The organism is Streptomyces sp. NRRL F-5126 (assembly GCF_000721265.1).
GTDB lineage: Bacteria > Actinomycetota > Actinomycetes > Streptomycetales > Streptomycetaceae > Streptomyces.
On the sequence record NZ_JOFZ01000008.1, the window covers coordinates 11539 to 28035 of the forward strand.

Consider the following 16497-nt stretch of genomic DNA (forward strand, 5'->3'; position numbering starts at 1 on the left):
CGGCGATGCGCTCACTTCCGCGGAACGGGAAAAACGGTGCAGTCAGACGTTCAGTTCTCCGTACTTGGTCCGTTGCGGCTGCAGAGGAACGGAACGGACACCGGCGTCGGTCAGCCGCGGCAGTGCGCAGTGCTCACCTCCCTCCTGCTCAGGCCGGGAGGCCCCGTGAGCCTCGCCACCCTGGTGGAGGACGTATGGGGCGTGGATGCCCCGGCGTCGGCCGTAGGGTCGGTGCGCACCTACATCTACCGCCTCAGACAGGTGCTGGGCGGATGCGGCGACAGCTCCTTGCGGCTCATCGACGGCGGCTACTCGCTTGGCCTCAAGCACGACGCTCTGGACCTCAACCGGTTCAAGCAGGCGATGTCCAAGGGTCGCGAAGCCCGGGCGGAGCGCGACCTCACGTCCGCGGAGACGTTGCTGTCCGAGGCATTGGGGATGTGGAGGGGGATCGGCCTGGCCGGGGTCCCGGGGCCTTTTGCGGACGCCCAACGAGGCATCCTCGACGAGCTGCGCCTGGCATGCGTGGAAGAGCAGCTGGCCTGCCAGGTGGAGCAGGGGAATTATGCCGAGGCCGCTGCCGAGCTCTCGGCGCTCCTGGTGGAGCATCCGCTTCGAGAGCGTCTCTCCGAGCTGTTGATGACCGCGTTGTACGGGGCCGGGCGGCAGTCCGAGGCGTTGACCCTGTATCACACGACCACCCACATGCTCCGCCAGCGTCTCGGGATCAGCCCCTCACCGCCCCTGCGGAAGGTCCACGAGGCGATCCTCTCCGGACAGCTTGTGCTCCCACGGGCTGCCGGACGCGACGCCAAGGGGCAAGAGCCCGAGCGGCCGAAGCAATCGGCCGCGCCGACACAGCTGCCGGCCGCCCTGCCCCGGTTGGTGGGCCGGGAACAGGAGCACTCCCGGGTCGAACGCCTGGTCTCGGAGGCCGCGACCTCCTCTTCCGTCGCCATCTGCGTGATCGGCGGGATGGCCGGCGTCGGGAAGACGGCCTTCGCCACCTCTGCTGCCCACCGCCTTGCGCACCACTTCCCCGACGGGCAGCTCTTCGCGGACTTGGGGGGTGCGAGTTCCTACGGCGTGCCAAGAGACCCCGCGGACTTGCTCGCGGACCTCCTCCAGTCCTTCGGTGTCCGGGCGAATGACATCCCTCGGACCCGGCGGGCCCGGGGGCTCATTTTCCGTGGGCTGCTGGCCCACCGGCGGATGCTGATCGTGCTTGATGACGCTCATGACACTGACCAGCTCAGAGAGCTGATCCCCGGCACCCCCGGATCCATGGCGCTCGTCACCAGTCGCCTTCAGCTGCACGGTTTCGTCGCCGCCTACCAGGCGACACCGCTGACGCTGCTGCCCCTCGGCCAGGCCGATGCACACAGCTTCCTGGCGCATCGTCTCGGCGCATCCAGGACCGCTGCCGAACCCACAGCCGTCGACCGCATCATCCAGCTGGCAGGGCACTTGCCCCTGGCCCTCGCGAACGTGGCCGCCCGAGCGGCATTTCGACCTCAACTACGCCTGGAAGCCTTGGCTGCCGAGTACACGTCTGCGGGATCGAGTGTGCTCGACGCCTTCAGCGGTGATGAGGATCCGTCCCTGGACGTTCGGGCCTCGATCATGCGGTCGTACCTCACCCTGGACAGAGAGCCTGCTCGACTCTTTCGCACGCTGAGCACACTCGGCACCCTCGCCTTCGCGGCATCGCAGATCGCGGACATGATCAGGCAAAACGAGCAGCAGGTTCGCAGGGCTCTCGCACACCTGGTCCGCGCGCACCTTGTCTCCGAAGTGGGCCCCGGCAGATACCACTGGAACAGCCTCGTGGCCGCATTCGCGGCAGAGCAGGCGGACATCGCTTCCTGACGCAACCTGAAGGCGCCCTGTCCCGCCGAACCGGACGCCGTCCCGCGGGACGCCGGCGGCTGCCTTCGCCGACAGGTCGGTCCCAAAACCACTGGAAACGGGCATCAGCCGCTGGTCTTCACCGCGCTCATGAGCGGCGTTCCCCTTGAAACGCTCGTCAACGAACTGGAAACGAACCGAAATGCGCTTTACAAGACCATGTCCGACGCCCGCGGAAGACTTCGCGCGCCGAGCCCGAGGTCTCGGCTCCCTTTCCACCCATCGGAGGCAGAGATGAATCCGACGCATCGGCTTGCCACGTGGTTGCGCCGCCTGGATCCTGCCCTGGCTGCTACCCGGCGCGCGGCGCGGACGGCAGTAGTCATGCCCGCGATCTTCGCACTGTGTACGGAAGTCCTCCATACGCCGGTTGCTGGGACCTATGCGGCGTTCGCGGCGTTCTCCATGCTGCTGCTCGTCGAGTTCACCGGTCCCTGGGCTCAGCGGATGCGGGCGCATGTCGTGCTCGGCGTTGTATGGGTGGTCCTGGTTTCGCTGGGCAGCCTCGCCGGCCGCGAAATCTGGATCGGGGCGGCAGCGACGGTGCTTGTGGCCTTTCTCGTGCTCTTCTCGGGCGTGATCAGCTCGGTTCTGGCCGGTGCCACGACGTCACTGCTCCTTGCCTTCGTTCTGCCGGTGGCGACCCGTGCGCCGCTGGAGCAGTTGCCCCAGCAGTTGATGGGGGTCGTGTTCGCCGCGAGTGCGTCCACGCTCGCGGTCCGGTGGCTGTGGCCCAGGTCGCAGGACGATCCACTCAGCGCACCGGCAGCACAGGTCTGCCGAGCAGCGGCCGCTCAACTGGCGGTCGAGGCGGACTACTTCGCCGGTCGATCCGGCGCTGCGGCATTTCGGCAGTGCCGTTCTTGTGCCCGGGAGACCGAAGCGAGTGCACGCAGACTCCAACGGGCGTTCACTGCCACCCCGTACCGGCCCACGGGGTTGTCGACCGAATCTCGGACTCTGGTCCGCCTGGTCGATGAGCTGACATGGCTGAGTGCGGTTCTTGCAGAGGCCGCTCCTGGAGCGGAATACGGGCCGTTGGGCACTGCGGAGTCATCGGAGGTGCGCAGGACCGCCGCAAGTGTTCTCGACATGTGCGCGCAGTTGCTCGATGATCCAGACAACTCGCCGGAGAAGCTCCTCGCCGGCGCGGCGGCGCTTCGCGCGGCCTTGACCACGCTTGAAGACGGAGCCGTCGCCGGTGTGCCGAGTGGTGGTGCCGCGGAGTACGGCAGGCATAGCATCGACACCTTTGTCGACAGCCTCGACGTGTCTTTTCGTGCCGAGGAGATCGCTTTCGTGGTTCTGCAGATCGCGCAGAATGTCGGCACCGCCCGTACTGCCCGCCGGCGAAGCTGGTGGGATCACCTTCTCGGACGTGTGCCGGGGGCGCCTTCGGGGCCCTTGACCAGCGCCATGGACCGAGCGGGAGCCCATGTGGAACCGCACTCGGTGTGGCTGCACAACAGCATCCGCGGTGCCATCGGTCTGGGGGCCGGGGTCGTGGTCGCGGACTTCACCGGCGTTCAGCACGCTTTCTGGGTGCTGCTCGGCATCTTGTCGGTTCTCCGTTCCAACGCCCTCAATACCGGCCAGAACGCCTTCCGCGCTCTTGGGGGCACCTTGGCCGGATCGATCGTAGGCTTCGTCCTTCTTCAGGCCATAGGCCACAACGCACCGCTTTTGTGGACATTGCTCCCGATCGCCGTCATGCTCGCGGGCATTGTCCCTGCCGCGGTTTCGTTCGCCGCGGGACAGGCTGCCTTCACCCTTACACTGGCGATCTTGTTCAACGTCGCTCAGCCGGCCGGCGCTTCAGTCCTCCTCTTCCGCATCGAGGACATCGCACTCGGTTGCGTGGTGAGTCTGGTTGTCGGCTTCTTCTTCTGGCCTCGGGGCGCCTCTGGGGCAGTCCGTAAGGCTCTGGCCGAAGCGTATTCCGGTAGCGCGCGGTATCTGCTCGCGGCCGTCGACTACGCGGTGTCCTGCTGCGTGAATGGCTCTGCCGGGATCCAAGCGCCGCAGGAGAGCCGGCAAGCGGCAGCGGCAGCGCGGCGCCTGGACGACGCTTTTCGGACCTACTTGGCGGAGCGCGGAGGCAAGACTGTTCCCCTGTGCCAGATGTCGACCCTGGTCGCCGGTGTGGCCGGCCTTCGGCTGGCCGGTGATGCCGTTCTGGAACTGTGGCGGCGATCCACGGACCGGGCGTCGCTCAACGATCGCGCGGCCGCGCAACGAGAGCTGATCATCATGGCGGAGCGGATTCTGCGATGGTACGAGACCCTGGCAGACGGCCTCGTGAACGACGGGTCGGCGCCCGAGCCGCTTGACTCCGATTCGGGAAACATCTCCCGGTTGATCGAGGCGGTCGGCCGCGACCTGCGTGCGGCAGATGGGCAGGCCACGAAAACCGGCGTGCGCGTCATCTGGACGGGCAACCACTTGGACGCGGCACGCAGGCTTCAGATCCCGATCGCCGCGGCAACCGGCGACGCCTCCGGGCAAGGTTCCGTGGGATCGCTTTGAGAGGAACTCTCAGTGGTTGCCCCCGATCCGGGAAAGCGGGCTGAGGTCCGGGGCCCTCAGTCGCCTTCGCGCAGGTCCTTCACCACGCGGAAGCGTTCGAGCACGACCTTCGTCGCGTCGTCCACGGTGAAGTCCTGGCCGAGTTCGGCGCGCATCTCGGGCCCGTGCCAGAACGTCTCGTGGCCGGCGCGCCACTCGGCCACCGTCGTGTGTCCCTCGCCCTCGTCGACGGCGTGCGCGAGGTCGACGTCCGCGAGCGGCACGACGCGGACGCCGGTCGTCTCGATCACGGCGACGGCGCGGCCGTCCGAGTCGATCACCGTCGAGCGCGTCCCCGCGCGCGGCAGGTCATCGCCGCACTGCTCGTAGTCGGCGACGAGCCCGGTCGTGGACGTCTTGGAGCCGTCGAGCACCGCCGCCACCAGCCGGTCGCGCAGCGGTCCCGGGAACGCGAACTCGGTGACGGGCAGGGCTGCGGCGACGTCGTGGCCGGGGGCGTCGTCCTTCGTCATGCGGCGACCCTACCGGCGGGGCGAACGCGGAGGGGCCGGGCGGGACACCCGTCCCGGCCGGCCCCTCCAGCGGTGCACGTGCCTACTTGCCCTGCGGCCCCCGCAGCGAGATGTGCAGCTCGCGCAGGCGCGACTCGGTCAGCTCGCTCGGCGCGCCCATCAGCAGGTCCTGCGCGTTCTGGCTGAGCGGGAACGCGATCGTCTCGCGGATGTTGGGCTCGTCGGCCAGCAGCATCACGATGCGGTCGATGCCCGGGGCGATGCCACCGTGCGGCGGGGCGCCGAAGCGGAGGGCGCGCAGCATGCCGGCGAAGTCGCGCTCGACGTCGTCGCGCTCGTAGCCGGCGATCTCGAACGCCTTGATCATGATCTCGGGCTCGTGGTTCCTGATCGCGCCGGACGACAGCTCGACGCCGTTGCAGACGATGTCGTACTGCCAGGCGAGGACATCGAGCGGGTCCTTGGACTCCAGCGCTTCGAGGCCGCCCTGCGGCATGGAGAACGGGTTGTGCGAGAAGTCGACGCGGCCGGTCTCCTCGTCCTTCTCGTACATCGGGAAGTCGACGACCCAGCAGAACCGGAAGACGCCCTCCTCGAAGTGGCCGGCGCGCTTCGCGGCCTCGACGCGGACCGCGCCCATGATCTTCGAGACCTCGTCGTAGCCGCCGGCGCCGAAGAACACCGCGTGCCCGGGCGCCAGGCCGAGGCGCTGGTTGAGGACCTTGACGTTCTCCTCGGTGAGGAACTTCGCGATGGGGCCGCTGAGCGTGCCGTCGTCGCCGACGCGCACCCACGCGAGGCCCTGGGCGCCCTGCGAGACGGCGTACTCGCCGAGCTGGTCGAAGAACTTGCGCGGCTGACCCGCCGTGTCGGGCACCGGCAGCGCGCGTACGTGCTTGCCGGCGAACGCCTTGAAGCCGGAGTCCGCGAAGACGTCCGAGATGTCGTGCAGTTCGAGCTGGGCGCGCAGGTCGGGCTTGTCGTTGCCGTACTTGAGCATCGACTCGCGGAAGGGGATGCGCGGGAACGGCGAGGTGACCTCGCGGCCGCCGCCGAACTCGGTGAACAGCTCGGTCATCAGCTTCTCGACCGGGCCGAACACGTCCTCCTGCTCGACGAAACTCATCTCGACGTCGAGCTGGTAGAACTCGCCGGGCGAGCGGTCGGCGCGCGCGTCCTCGTCGCGGAAGCAGGGCGCGATCTGGAAGTACCGGTCGAAGCCGGAGATCATCAGCAGCTGCTTGAACTGCTGCGGGGCCTGCGGCAGCGCGTAGAACTTGCCGGGGTTGAGCCGGGAGGGGACGACGAAGTCGCGGGCGCCCTCGGGGGAGGTCGCCGTGAGGATCGGCGTGGCCATCTCGTTGAAGCCGAGGGCCGTCATCTTCTGCCGGATCGCGCCGATGACCGCGGTGCGCAGCATGATGTTGCGGTGCATGCGCTCGCGCCGCAGGTCGAGGAAGCGGTATTCGAGGCGGCGCTCCTCGCCGACGCCGTCGTCGGCGTTGATCGTGAAGGGCAGCGCGCCGGCCGCGCCGAGCACCTCGACCTCGGAGACCTCGATCTCGATCTCGCCGGTCGGCAGCTCGGGGTTGACGTTGTCGGCGCCGCGCGCTGAGACCGTGCCGTCGATGCGTACGACGGTCTCCTTGGTGAGGTGCGACAGCGCCTCGACGGCGGCCGTGCCGGGCCTGGCCACCAGCTGCACGAGGCCGTAGTGGTCGCGCAGATCGATGAAGAGGATGCCGCCCAGGTCTCGGCGATTGTGCAGCCAGCCGCTCAGCCGGACGTCGGTGCCGACGTCAGAGGCGCGGAGCTCGCCGCAGGTGTGGGACCTGTAACGGTGCATCGTCGTTCATCCAGTCCTGGCGTGGTGGGAGTGCGAACCGCAACTCTATCGCCCGCCGCGCGCCGGGCTCGACGCCGTTTCCCCGCGGGCGCGGGGCCCTCGGTGGCAAAGACTGGCGATATGTCCATACAGTGGAAAAATGCGCACCGAGGACGTTCTGTCGGCGATCGCGACGGGCCTGTGGCGCTGGGACACGGCATCGCGCACGATCTCGCTCGACGGCGAGGCGGCCCGGATGCTGGGGCTCCCCGCCAGGCCCGTCGACGTGAGCCTGCCCGAGGCCAGGGCGAGGGTGCACCCCGTCGACTGGCACGAGCTGACGGGCGTACTCGGCTTCGCGGTGTCGGAGGGCACGCTCGCCGAGGTGCGGGTGCGGATCGTGGACGACACGGGGGCCGTGCTGCGTACGGTGCGGTCGCGTACGAAGCCGGTGCCGAGGGAGGCGGACGCACCCTGGGAGGGCTTCCAGGGGGAGGAGGGCCTGGGCGGGCCCGGCGGGCTGCTCGGCCGCCTCGGCGCGGTCCGCGAGCTGGTCGGCACGATGCAGGAGGTCGCGGAGCCCACACCGGGTGCGCTGGTGGACGGCACGCCCGTGACCGGCGACTGGCGCCGCTCGCGCGAGGCGTTCCTGCTGGACGCGGGCAGGGCGCTCGCGGAGGCGCGCTCCACGCAGGAGGTGCTGCGCGTCACGGCGTCGCTGTCCATGCCGGGCTTCTCGCCCGACGGCCTCGCCGTGTTCACCACGGTCGGGGAGCGGATCAAGCTCATCGGGCTCTACGGCAAGATGCGCACCGCCGACAGCGCGTACGAGGACCATCTCAACATCTCGGCGGACTACGCGGCGGCGGAGGTGATGCGCACGGGCCGCGCCGTCTACCTGTCGTCCCCCGAGGAGTACGAGCGCCGCTACCCCAAGGTGTGGCCGTTCGTGCGGCCGATGGAGCGCTGCTCGTGGGCGTACCTGCCGCTCGTCGTGGCGGGGCGCACGCTCGGCACCTGGATGGCGACGTTCAAGCACCGGGTGGCGTTCTCGCCGGACGAGCGGTCGGTGCTGACGACCGTCGCGCGGATGCTCGCGCAGGCGCTCGCGCGCACGGAGGTCGTGGAGACGGAGCGCGCGATCTCCCAGGGGCTGCAGCGGGCGATGATGCCCAGGCTGGCGCCCGACCTGCCCGGCATGTCGGTGGCGGCGCGCTACGTGCCGACGGGCGGCGGCCTGGAGATCGGCGGTGACTGGTACGACATGATCCCGCTGCCGGGAGCGGCCGCCGAGGGGCGGTTCGCGCTGGTCATCGGGGACGTGCAGGGGCACGACCTGAAGTCGGCGAGCCTGATGGGGCAGCTGCGGATCGCGCTGCGCGCGTACGCCTCGGAGGGCCACAGACCGGACGCCGTGCTCTCGCGCGCCTCGCGGTTCCTGGCCGGGCTGCAGCAGCACCCGATCGTGGGCAGCGACGGGCTGCCGTACGAGGAGGAGGAAGAGGCCGGGCCGCGCTACGCGACGTGCCTCTACCTGGAGGTCGACCCGGTCACCGGCACGCTCGACATAGCACGCGCGGGCCACCCCGACCCGGTGATCAGGATGACCGACGGCACGGCGTTCATCCGGGGCACGGAGGGCGGCCTGCCGCTGGGCGTCGAGGCGGATTCGAACTACCCGATCACGCGTCTCGTGCTGGGCCACGGCGAGCTGATCATGCTGTGCACGGACGGCCTGATCGAGACGGGCGGGCACGACATGTTCACCGGCTGGGACAGGCTGCGGCCGATCATCGAGAGCCACTCGGACAGCGCGTCGGGCAAGGAGTCCCTGGAGAAGCTGGGGGACGCGCTGATCCAGTCCGTGCACGGCCCCAGCTCGCACTGGACGACGGGCCCGCTCGCCGAGCGCCGCGAGGACGACATCGCGCTGGTGCTGCTCTCCCGCGACCCCTCGCCTGCCTCGCGCGGCTTCCTCGCGCCGCGGCGGGCGACGCTGACGGTCGCGCAGGCCGCGCCGGAGCGCATCGCGGAGGCACGGCACCAGCTGAGGGACCTGATGCACGACTGGCCGGACGGCGACCAGGTCGACTCCGCGGTGCTGATGGTCTCGGAGATGGTCACGAACGTCCTGGTGCACACGGACGGCGACGCGCTCGTCTCGGCTCAGACGGCGGGGGAGGCGTGCGGCAGGAAGCTGCGGGTGGAGGTCGCGGACATCAGCGACGAGCTGCCGCACCGGCGCAGGCCGGGCGAGCTCGCGTCGAGCGGGCGCGGCCTGCTGCTGATGGAGGTGCTCGCGGACGAGTGGGGCGTGGACCCGCGGGGCGACGGCAAGATGATCTGGTTCGAGCTCAAGGAGCACGCGGACGGCTCCGCCCCGGCGGAACCGTCCCGCACGCTCTGACGCCCGCGCCCGGACCCCTGGACGCCGCCCGCGCGGGCTGGCCCCGGAGGAGCCGCGGTCATGCGACCCCGGCCGCCATCTCGCTGACGTCGAGCGCGCCCGTGTCGGCGACCGACGCGTCGAAGAGCGCCAGCGCCGCCAGGGTGAGTGCGCAGTGGACGCCGCCGCCGGCGAGCGTGGCGCCGAGGCCGTCGAAGGGGAACCACTGCGGCGGGGCGTGCGACTCCAGGGGCTCGGGGGTGCCCTCGACGGCCTGGTCGGGGTCGACCTCGGCGACGAGCACGCCGACCGTGTCGTCGATCATCCCGGTGTCCGCGTGGATGGTGCCGAGGCGGCGCAGCGCGGTGGCCCGCAGGCCCGTCTCCTCGCGCAACTCCCGTGCGGCGGCGGCCTCGAAGGGCTCGCCCTCCAGGCACATGCCGCGGGGGAACTCCAGGGAGACCTCGCCCACGGCGTAGCGGTAGACGGGCATCAGGGCGACCAGCGGCCCGTGCCGCGGGACGACCACGACGCCGCTCTGGGCCGGGCTCCAGCGCAGCTGGCGGCCGGTGGCGCCCGCAGCGGAGCTGACCTCGTCGTTGAACAGGCGGCCGAAGTCGTTGCCGAAGACGCGGACTTCGCGCCGTCGCACGATGGGGTGGGGTTGGTCGGTTCTCACGCCGGTGTTCATGGTGTTCCTGCTCTCGTCGGGTGACGTGTCGGGCTGGGTCCCTAGAGCGGTGGCTGCCAGGCGGGGCCGGGGCCGCCGGTCCAGCTCTCGGGCGGCAGGTGCGTGCCGCCGCGCGGCCAGCGCACGGCGCTCGTCCCCGGCGGCGCGCCCGCGTCCGCCGCGTTCCCGGCGGTGGCGGCGGCCGCGCGCGCCGCGAGCAGCACGGCCATCACCCCCGCCAGCTCCTCGGGGCTCGCCTCGCCGCGTTCGACGCGCACGAGGGGCTCGGCCACGGCGCTCACTGGGGCTGGTTCCCGTGCTTGCGGCTCGGCAGCGGCGCGTGCTTCGTGCGCAGCATCTCCAGTGCGCCGATGAGCCGCGCGCGGGTGTCGGCCGGGTCGATGACGTCGTCCACGAGGCCGCGCTCGGCGGCGTAGTAGGGGTGCATCAGCTCGTCGCGGTAGGACTCGATGAGCTCGGCGCGGGTCCGCTCCGGGTCGGGTGACGCGGCGATCTGGCGGCGGAAGACGACGTTGGCCGCGCCCTCGGCGCCCATCACGGCGATCTCGTTGGTGGGCCAGGCCAGGGAGACGTCCGCGCCGATCGAGCGGGAGTCCATCACGATGTACGCGCCGCCGTACGCCTTGCGCAGGATGACCTGGACGCGCGGGACGGTCGCGTTGCAGTACGCGTACAGCAGCTTGGCGCCGTGCCTGATCACGCCGCCGTGCTCCTGGTCGACGCCGGGCAGGAAGCCGGGCACGTCCACCAGCGTGACGAGCGGGATGTTGAAGGCGTCGCACATCTGCACGAACCGTGCGGCCTTCTCCGATGCCTGGATGTCGAGGACGCCGGCGAGGCTGGCGGGCTGGTTGGCGACCACGCCCACGACCTGGCCGCCGAGCCGTGTCAGGGCGCACAGCACGTTGGGTGCCCACCGCTCGTGCACCTCGAACCAGTCGCCGTCGTCGGCGATCGCCGTCAGGACGGCCCGCATGTCGTAGGCGCGGCCCGGGTCGGCCGGCACCAGGTCGTACAGCTCCTCGGTGCGCCGGTCGACGGGGTCGGCCGTGGGCTCGGCGGGCGGCACCTCGCGGTTGTTGGAGGGCAGCAGCGACAGCAGGTGCCGCACGTCCTCGAAGCACTCGGCCTCGTCCTGGTGGGCGAACGCGGCGACGCCCGTCAGCTGCGCGTGCACGTCGGCGCCGCCCAGGCCGTTCTGGGTGATCTCCTCGCCGGTGACCGCCTTCACGACGTCGGGCCCCGTGATGAACATCTGGGACGTGTCACGGACCATGAACACGAAGTCGGTGAGGGCGGGCGAGTACGCCGCGCCGCCGGCGCACGGCCCGAGCATCACGCTGATCTGCGGGATCACCCCCGAACTGCGCACATTGCGCTGGAAGATGCCGCCGTAGCCGGCGAGGGCGGTGACGCCCTCCTGGATGCGGGCTCCGGCGCCGTCGCACAGTCCGACGATCGGCGCGCCGGTCGATTCGGCCAGGTCCATGACCTTGTGGATCTTCTGGGCGTGCGCCTCGCCGAGCGCGCCGCCGAAGACGCGGAAGTCGTGCGCGTAGGCGAACACGCGGCGGCCGTCGACGAGCCCCCAGCCCGTGATCACGCCGTCGGTGTGCGGGCGGCGGTCCTCAAGGCCGAAGCCGGTGGCACGGTGCCTCCGCAAGCCCTCGATCTCGGTGAACGTCCCCTCGTCGAAAAGGAGTTCAAGGCGCTCGCGCGCCGTCAGCTTGCCCTTCGCGTGCTGCGCTTCGGTCGCCTTCGCGTTGGGGCCGCGCAGCACCTGCTCGCGCAGCGCCGCCAGTTCGGCGACGCGCTCCGCGGTGGACGGCGGCCCGGGCGGCTCCGTCACGGCCGCCGCAAGCACCGCCTCGTCGGGGATCAGTGTGCGTTCTTCCTCGATGACGGTCATCCGTGTCCTCCTGGCAGGGGGCTTGCCACGCGGTCGGCGGCCGCGCGTATCTCGTCGAGCAGTTCGGCCTGGCGCACGGCAAGGGCCTCGGTGCGCGCGTCCACAGGGCCGCCGCGTGCGGCGCGCACGAACGCCCGCACCGTCGCGGCGACCTGGTCGTCGGCGCCGAGCACCACCTCGCGCTGCCCGCCGGGGCCGGTGAGAGACAGCCTCGGCCTGTGGCCGGCGGGCGGGGTGAAGGCGGGCTCGACCACGAGGTGTCCCGCGCTGCCCCAGATCTCGTAGCGGGAGCGGTAGGCGTGCTCCATGCCGAAGGCGAGGTGCGCGGTGACGCCGCCGGGGCCGCGCAGCAGTGCGGCGCCCGAGGTGTCCACCGTGCGGCCCTCCGAGCTGTCGAGCACCGCGCCCGCCACCGTGAGCCCGGGGCCGAGGAGTTCGAGGGCTGCGCGCACCGGGTAGTAGCCGACGTCGAGGAGCGCGCCGCCGCCGAGGTCCGCCCGGTAGCGGATGTCGCCGTCGGGTCTCGGCGGCACGGCGAACGCGGCGCTGAACACGCGCGGTTCGCCGATCGCGCCGTCCGCCACGAGCTGCCGTGCGACGGCGTGCTGCGGGTGGTGCACGAACAGCACGTTCTCCAGCAGCGCGAGTCCGCGGACGCGCGCCAGCGACACCAGGGCCGACGTGGTGGTGGCGTCGGTCGTCAGCGGCTTCTCGGACAGTACGTGCTTGCCCGCGATCAGCGCGCGCCGCACCCACTCGGCGTGCAGGGCGGCGGGCAGCGGCACGTAGACGGCGTCCACGTCGCCGGCGGCGAGCACCTCGTCGTAGCCGGTGACGGGGCGGCCGCCGAAGCGGTGCGCGAGGTCGCAGGCCCGCGTGGCGTCCCGGCTCGCCACTGCGACCAGCTCGACGTCGGGGTCGGCGGCGAGGGCGGGCAGCATGCGGCGCCTGGCGATGTCCGCGCCGCCCAGGACCCCGACGCGCAGGGCGCCCGTCATCTCGCCTCCTGGCCCATCGCGTTGAGGCAGGTCAGCAGCGTGCGGGCCTGGACGTTGACGTAGTGCCCGTGCCTGATCAGGTCGCCGAGCTGGCTCACGGTCACCCAGCGGTAGCCGGGCGGCACGTCGAGCGGCACGTCGTCGCCCGCCTCAAGGACGACGTAGCGGTTCTCCGCGTTCAGGAACCGGCCGCCCTCCTCCGCGTGGATGGCCTCGTAGCGGATGGCTCCGCGGGGCGCCGCGAGCACGTAGTCGAGGAACGGGGGACGCTCGCCCGGGCCGAAGTCCTGGTAGTTCTCCGGCGCGTACTGGACGGTCGGCGCGAGTTCGAGTGTGTCGAGGAAGCCGCCCTCCACCTTGGCGTGCACCAGCACGTGCAGCACGCCGTCGACCTGGCGGGTCAGGAAGGCCGCCACACCGCGCGTGCGGGGCGCGATGAGCGGCTGCGTCCAGCTGCCGACCTCGCGGTTGCCCGCCTGCACGCGCACGGCGACGACGTCGAAGAACCTGCCGAGTTCGTGGTGGATGTCGTGCTCGGTGCGCACCCAGTGCGGCAAATCCGCGAGCGGGACGCGCTCGGCGCGCACGTCGTAGCCCGACCGCTGGGCCGTGAACCACGACAGCACCTCGACGTCCGTGTGCAGCGCGCCGGCCAGCGGGTTGCGCGACCTGGCGAGCGAGACCGAGAACCCGTCGCCGTCGCCGCCCCCGGCCGTGCCCAGCAGGCCGTAGGGCTGTTCGGCTCCCCCGGTGGGCACGCAGGCGAGCACCGTGCGGGAGTCCATGTTGACGACGTTGTCCCGGTGCAGCAGGTCCGCGAGCTGGCCGAGCGTCAGCCAGCAGAAGTCGTCCTCAAGGGGCACGTCGTCGACCGCTTCGACGATCATGTTGCGGTTGCTCTTGTGGTAGAACCACGAGCCGTGCTCGGACTGCAGCACGTCGGCGAGCACGCGCCCGCGCGCCGCGCCGTTGAAGTACTCGATGTACTTCACGTCGGCGCCCTTGTGGACCTTCGTGTAGTTGCTGCGGGTCGCCTGCACGGTCGGCGAGAGCTGGAGCAGGTTGGGGTTGCCCGGCTCCATCTTGGCCTGCATCAGGAAGTGCAGGACGCCGCCGAACTCCTTGACGAGTATGCCGAGTATGCCGACCTCAGGCTGCTTGATGATGGGCTGGTACCACTCGCGGTGCGGGCCCTCGTCGGTGGTCACGTGCAGCCCCTCGACGCTGAAGAAGCGCCCGCTGCGGTGCACCAGGTTGCCGGTGTCGCGCTGGAAGGACCAGCCGTCGAGCTCGTGGAACGGGATCCGCTCGACGCGGAACGTGTTGGCACGGCCGCGCGCGGCGAGCCAGTCGGCGAACTCGTCGAGGCGCAGGTGTGCGCCGTCGGTGGTGGCGGCGGAGCGGGCGAACCGGTCCGCGAGGCCGGGGTCCTCGCGCGGCCGCAGGGCGGTGGCGCGCGGGGCGGTCGTGGCGTGTTCCGCGGCGATGGTGTGTTCCGCGGTGGCGGTGTGTTCCGCGGTGGCTGTGTGCGAGAGCATGCGGTACCTCTCCTTGAACTCCGGGTTTCCTGTGGGGTGATGGGTTGCGGAGGGTGCCGGCCGGTCAGCGGCCGCCCGCGACGGTGAGCGCCTCGCCCGTGATGTTCCCGTTGGCGGCGGAGCCGAGGAACAGCACCGCGCGCGCGACCTCGTCCGGTGTGCAGAGCCGGCCGGTCGGTGTCGCCGCGACCTCCCGCGCGCGCACGGGCTCGGGCAGCCCGGCGGCCAGGCGCGGCGTCACCGTCAGGCCCGGCGCCACGACGTTGACCAGCACGCCGTCGGCGCCGACGTCCCACATCAGGCTGCGCGCCAGGCCGTGCAGCCCGGCCTTGGCCGCCCCGTAGAACTCCTGTCCCCTGTTGCCGCCCAGGGCGTTGTGCGACGACACCAGCACGACGCGCCCCCAGCCGCGCGCCCGCATGGAGCGCACCGCGCACTGCACGGTGCGGACGGCGGGTGCCAGGTTGCCGTCAACGACCGGCAGCCAGTCCTCCTCGGGCACGTCCTCGAAGCGGGTGCCCGGCGTCCTGCGCACGCCCCACCGCACCGCGCACGCCACGAGCACGTCGAGCGAGCCCCAGCGCTCCTCCACCTGGCGCACGGCGCGGGCCGGCGAGCCGGCGTCCTCCAGGTCGTAGTGGACGGCGAGTGACTGGCCCCCGTCCGCCTCCACCTCGGCCACCAGCTTGTCCGCGGCCTCCCGGCCGGTGCGGTAGGTGACCGCGACCCGCGCCCCGGCCGCGGCGTAGGCGCGGGCGACGGCCTGCCCGATCCCGCCGGTGCCGCCGGTCACGAGGACGCTGCGGCCCGCGAGGCCGGGGCCGGTGCTCGCTTCCATGGTCTCCCGCCTCCTCAGCCGTGGGTCTCGACGAACTCGCGGACGGACGAGACGACGTAGTCGACCATCTCCTCGGTGAGCCCCGGGTAGACGCCGACCCAGAAGGTCTGCTCGGTGATGATGTCGCTGTTCTCCAGCGACCCGACGACCCGGTGCGGCGCGTCGATGTAGGCGGGGTGGCGGGTCAGGTTGCCCGCGAACAGGCGCCGCGTGCCGATCTTCCTGCTCTCCAGGAAGTCCACCAGCTCGGAGCGGAGGAACGGGGCCTGCGGGTCGACGGTCAGCACGAACCCGAACCAGCTCGGGTCGCTGTTCGGCGTCGCCTCGGGCAGGATCAGCCACGGCACGCCGTCCAGGCCCTCGCGCAGCCGCCGCCAGTTGGCGCGGCGCGCGTCGATGAAGGAGTCCAGCTTGGCGAGCTGGGTGAGTCCGAGTGCCGCCTGAAGGTCGGTGGCCTTCAGGTTGTATCCGACGTGCGAGAAGATGTACTTGTGGTCGTAGCCCTTGGGCAGCTTCCCCATCTGGTACGTGAACCGCTTGAGGCACTTGTTGCTCTCGCCGGGCTCGCACCAGCAGTCCCTGCCCCAGTCGCGGATGGACTCCACGATCCGCGCGAGCGCCAGGTTCGACGTCAGGACGCAGCCGCCCTCGCCCATCGTGAGGTGGTGGGCCGGGTAGAAGCTGACGGTCGTCAGGTCGCCGAAGGAGCCGGTGAGGCGGCCGTCGTAGGTGGAGCCGACGGCGTCGCAGTTGTCCTCGATCAGGAACAGCTCGTGGTCCTCGGCCAGTTGCGCGATCTCCGCAACCTCGAACGGGTTGCCGAGCGCGTGCGCAATGATGATCGCGCGGGTCTTCGGGCCGATGGCGGCCTCGACACGCGCCGCGGTGGTGTTGTACGTCCGCAGGTCGACGTCCACGAAGACCGGCACGAGGCCGTTCTGCAGGATCGGGTTGACGGTGGTGGGGAAGCCGGCCGCCACCGTGATGACCTCGTCGCCGGGCCGCAGCCTGCGGTCCTCGAGCTGGGGCGACGTCAGCGCGGAGAGCGCCAGCAGGTTCGCCGACGAGCCCGAGTTGGTCAGGTGGGCCTTGCGGCGCTTGAGGCGGCGCGCGAACGCCGACTCGAACTTGCGCGACGACATCCCGGCCGCGATCCGCAGGTCGAGGGCGGCCCTCACGAGGGCCACCCGGTCGTCCTCGTCGAGTACCGCGCCCGAGGGCCATATCTCGGTGGTGCCGGGGATGAATCCCCTGTCGTGCGCCTGCTCCTGCTCCTGGTGGTACTTGCGCACCTCGTCGAGCACCAGCGCCTTGTGTTCGCTCATCTCGGCCATGTCCGCCTTCTCCTCGATCGATGTCCCGGTCT

The 16497-nt window shown here is 71.0% G+C and carries 12 protein-coding genes; 3 read left to right on the forward strand and 9 right to left on the reverse strand.

Annotation, left to right across the window (positions count from 1 at the left end):
* The first annotated feature begins 36 nt into the window (after positions 1-36).
* Entirely contained in the window at positions 37-1869 is a 1833-nt protein-coding gene (locus tag IH48_RS0118070) for an AfsR/SARP family transcriptional regulator (protein WP_037842483.1), read from the forward strand.
* A gap of 129 nt (positions 1870-1998) precedes the next feature.
* A complete protein-coding gene (locus tag IH48_RS0118075; RefSeq protein WP_234434307.1) occupies positions 1999-4434 on the forward strand; it encodes an FUSC family protein in 2436 nt (811 codons plus the stop codon).
* Between the two features lie 56 nt (positions 4435-4490).
* Here the strand turns inward: IH48_RS0118075 and IH48_RS0118080 are convergent, their stop codons facing one another.
* Together IH48_RS0118080 and aspS are read right to left on the reverse strand one after the other, a co-directional pair.
* Positions 4491-4946: an ASCH domain-containing protein gene (locus tag IH48_RS0118080; protein WP_030905098.1), complete on the reverse strand. Its 456-nt coding sequence runs from the start codon at positions 4944-4946 to the stop codon at positions 4491-4493.
* 82 nt (positions 4947-5028) lie between these two features.
* Positions 5029-6792, reverse strand: a complete 1764-nt coding sequence (gene aspS, locus IH48_RS0118085) for an aspartate--tRNA ligase (protein ID WP_030905100.1) — start codon at positions 6790-6792, stop codon at positions 5029-5031.
* A 139-nt stretch (positions 6793-6931) separates the two neighbouring features.
* Here aspS and IH48_RS0118090 point away from each other — a divergent pair, with 139 nt between their 5' ends.
* Positions 6932-9178 (forward strand): ATP-binding SpoIIE family protein phosphatase, encoded by a 2247-nt coding sequence (locus IH48_RS0118090; RefSeq protein WP_030905102.1) that lies wholly within the window; start codon positions 6932-6934, stop codon positions 9176-9178.
* A 58-nt stretch (positions 9179-9236) separates the two neighbouring features.
* Here IH48_RS0118090 and IH48_RS0118095 read toward each other — a convergent pair whose 3' ends face one another.
* From IH48_RS0118095 to rfbH, 7 genes are all read right to left on the reverse strand, one after another.
* Positions 9237-9836, reverse strand: a complete 600-nt coding sequence (locus IH48_RS0118095; protein WP_234434308.1) for an NUDIX hydrolase — start codon at positions 9834-9836, stop codon at positions 9237-9239.
* Positions 9837-9889: 53 nt separating this feature from the next.
* Complete coding sequence (locus tag IH48_RS0118100) at positions 9890-10120, reverse strand: acyl-CoA carboxylase epsilon subunit (RefSeq protein ID WP_158710321.1); 231 nt, start codon at positions 10118-10120, stop codon at positions 9890-9892.
* A 5-nt stretch (positions 10121-10125) separates the two neighbouring features.
* Positions 10126-11757 carry an acyl-CoA carboxylase subunit beta gene (locus tag IH48_RS0118105; protein WP_078849831.1) on the reverse strand — a complete coding sequence of 544 codons (1632 nt, stop codon included), beginning with the start codon at positions 11755-11757 and terminating at the stop codon, positions 10126-10128.
* On the reverse strand, positions 11754-12755 hold the full coding sequence (locus IH48_RS0118110) for a Gfo/Idh/MocA family protein (protein WP_030905110.1): 1002 nt from the start codon (positions 12753-12755) through the stop codon (positions 11754-11756). The genes IH48_RS0118105 and IH48_RS0118110 overlap by 4 nt, the downstream gene beginning before the upstream one ends.
* On the reverse strand, positions 12752-14293 hold the full coding sequence (locus IH48_RS0118115) for an NDP-hexose 2,3-dehydratase family protein (protein ID WP_078849832.1): 1542 nt from the start codon (positions 14291-14293) through the stop codon (positions 12752-12754). The genes IH48_RS0118110 and IH48_RS0118115 overlap by 4 nt, the downstream gene beginning before the upstream one ends.
* Before the next feature lie 64 nt (positions 14294-14357).
* On the reverse strand, positions 14358-15131 hold the full coding sequence (locus tag IH48_RS0118120; protein WP_030905115.1) for an SDR family NAD(P)-dependent oxidoreductase: 774 nt from the start codon (positions 15129-15131) through the stop codon (positions 14358-14360).
* 14 nt (positions 15132-15145) lie between these two features.
* Positions 15146-16456, reverse strand: coding sequence for a lipopolysaccharide biosynthesis protein RfbH (gene rfbH, locus IH48_RS0118125; RefSeq protein WP_030905117.1), 1311 nt, complete (start codon positions 16454-16456; stop codon positions 15146-15148).
* Between the last annotated feature and the right edge of the window lie 41 nt (positions 16457-16497).

Excerpts from the sequence above, each read along its gene's own strand:
- IH48_RS0118120 (WP_030905115.1), bottom strand. The coding sequence starts at position 15,131 with ATGGAAGCGAGCACCGGCCCCGGCCTCGCGGGCCGCAGCGTCCTCGTG.
- IH48_RS0118105 (WP_078849831.1), bottom strand. The coding sequence starts at position 11,757 with ATGACCGTCATCGAGGAAGAACGCACACTGATCCCCGACGAGGCGGTG.
- rfbH (WP_030905117.1), bottom strand. The coding sequence starts at position 16,456 with ATGAGCGAACACAAGGCGCTGGTGCTCGACGAGGTGCGCAAGTACCAC.
- IH48_RS0118075 (WP_234434307.1), top strand. The coding sequence starts at position 1,999 with ATGAGCGGCGTTCCCCTTGAAACGCTCGTCAACGAACTGGAAACGAAC.
- aspS (WP_030905100.1), bottom strand. The coding sequence starts at position 6,792 with ATGCACCGTTACAGGTCCCACACCTGCGGCGAGCTCCGCGCCTCTGAC.
- IH48_RS0118115 (WP_078849832.1), bottom strand. The coding sequence starts at position 14,293 with ATGCTCTCGCACACAGCCACCGCGGAACACACCGCCACCGCGGAACAC.
- IH48_RS0118090 (WP_030905102.1), top strand. The coding sequence starts at position 6,932 with ATGCGCACCGAGGACGTTCTGTCGGCGATCGCGACGGGCCTGTGGCGC.
- IH48_RS0118110 (WP_030905110.1), bottom strand. The coding sequence starts at position 12,755 with ATGACGGGCGCCCTGCGCGTCGGGGTCCTGGGCGGCGCGGACATCGCC.
- IH48_RS0118080 (WP_030905098.1), bottom strand. The coding sequence starts at position 4,946 with ATGACGAAGGACGACGCCCCCGGCCACGACGTCGCCGCAGCCCTGCCC.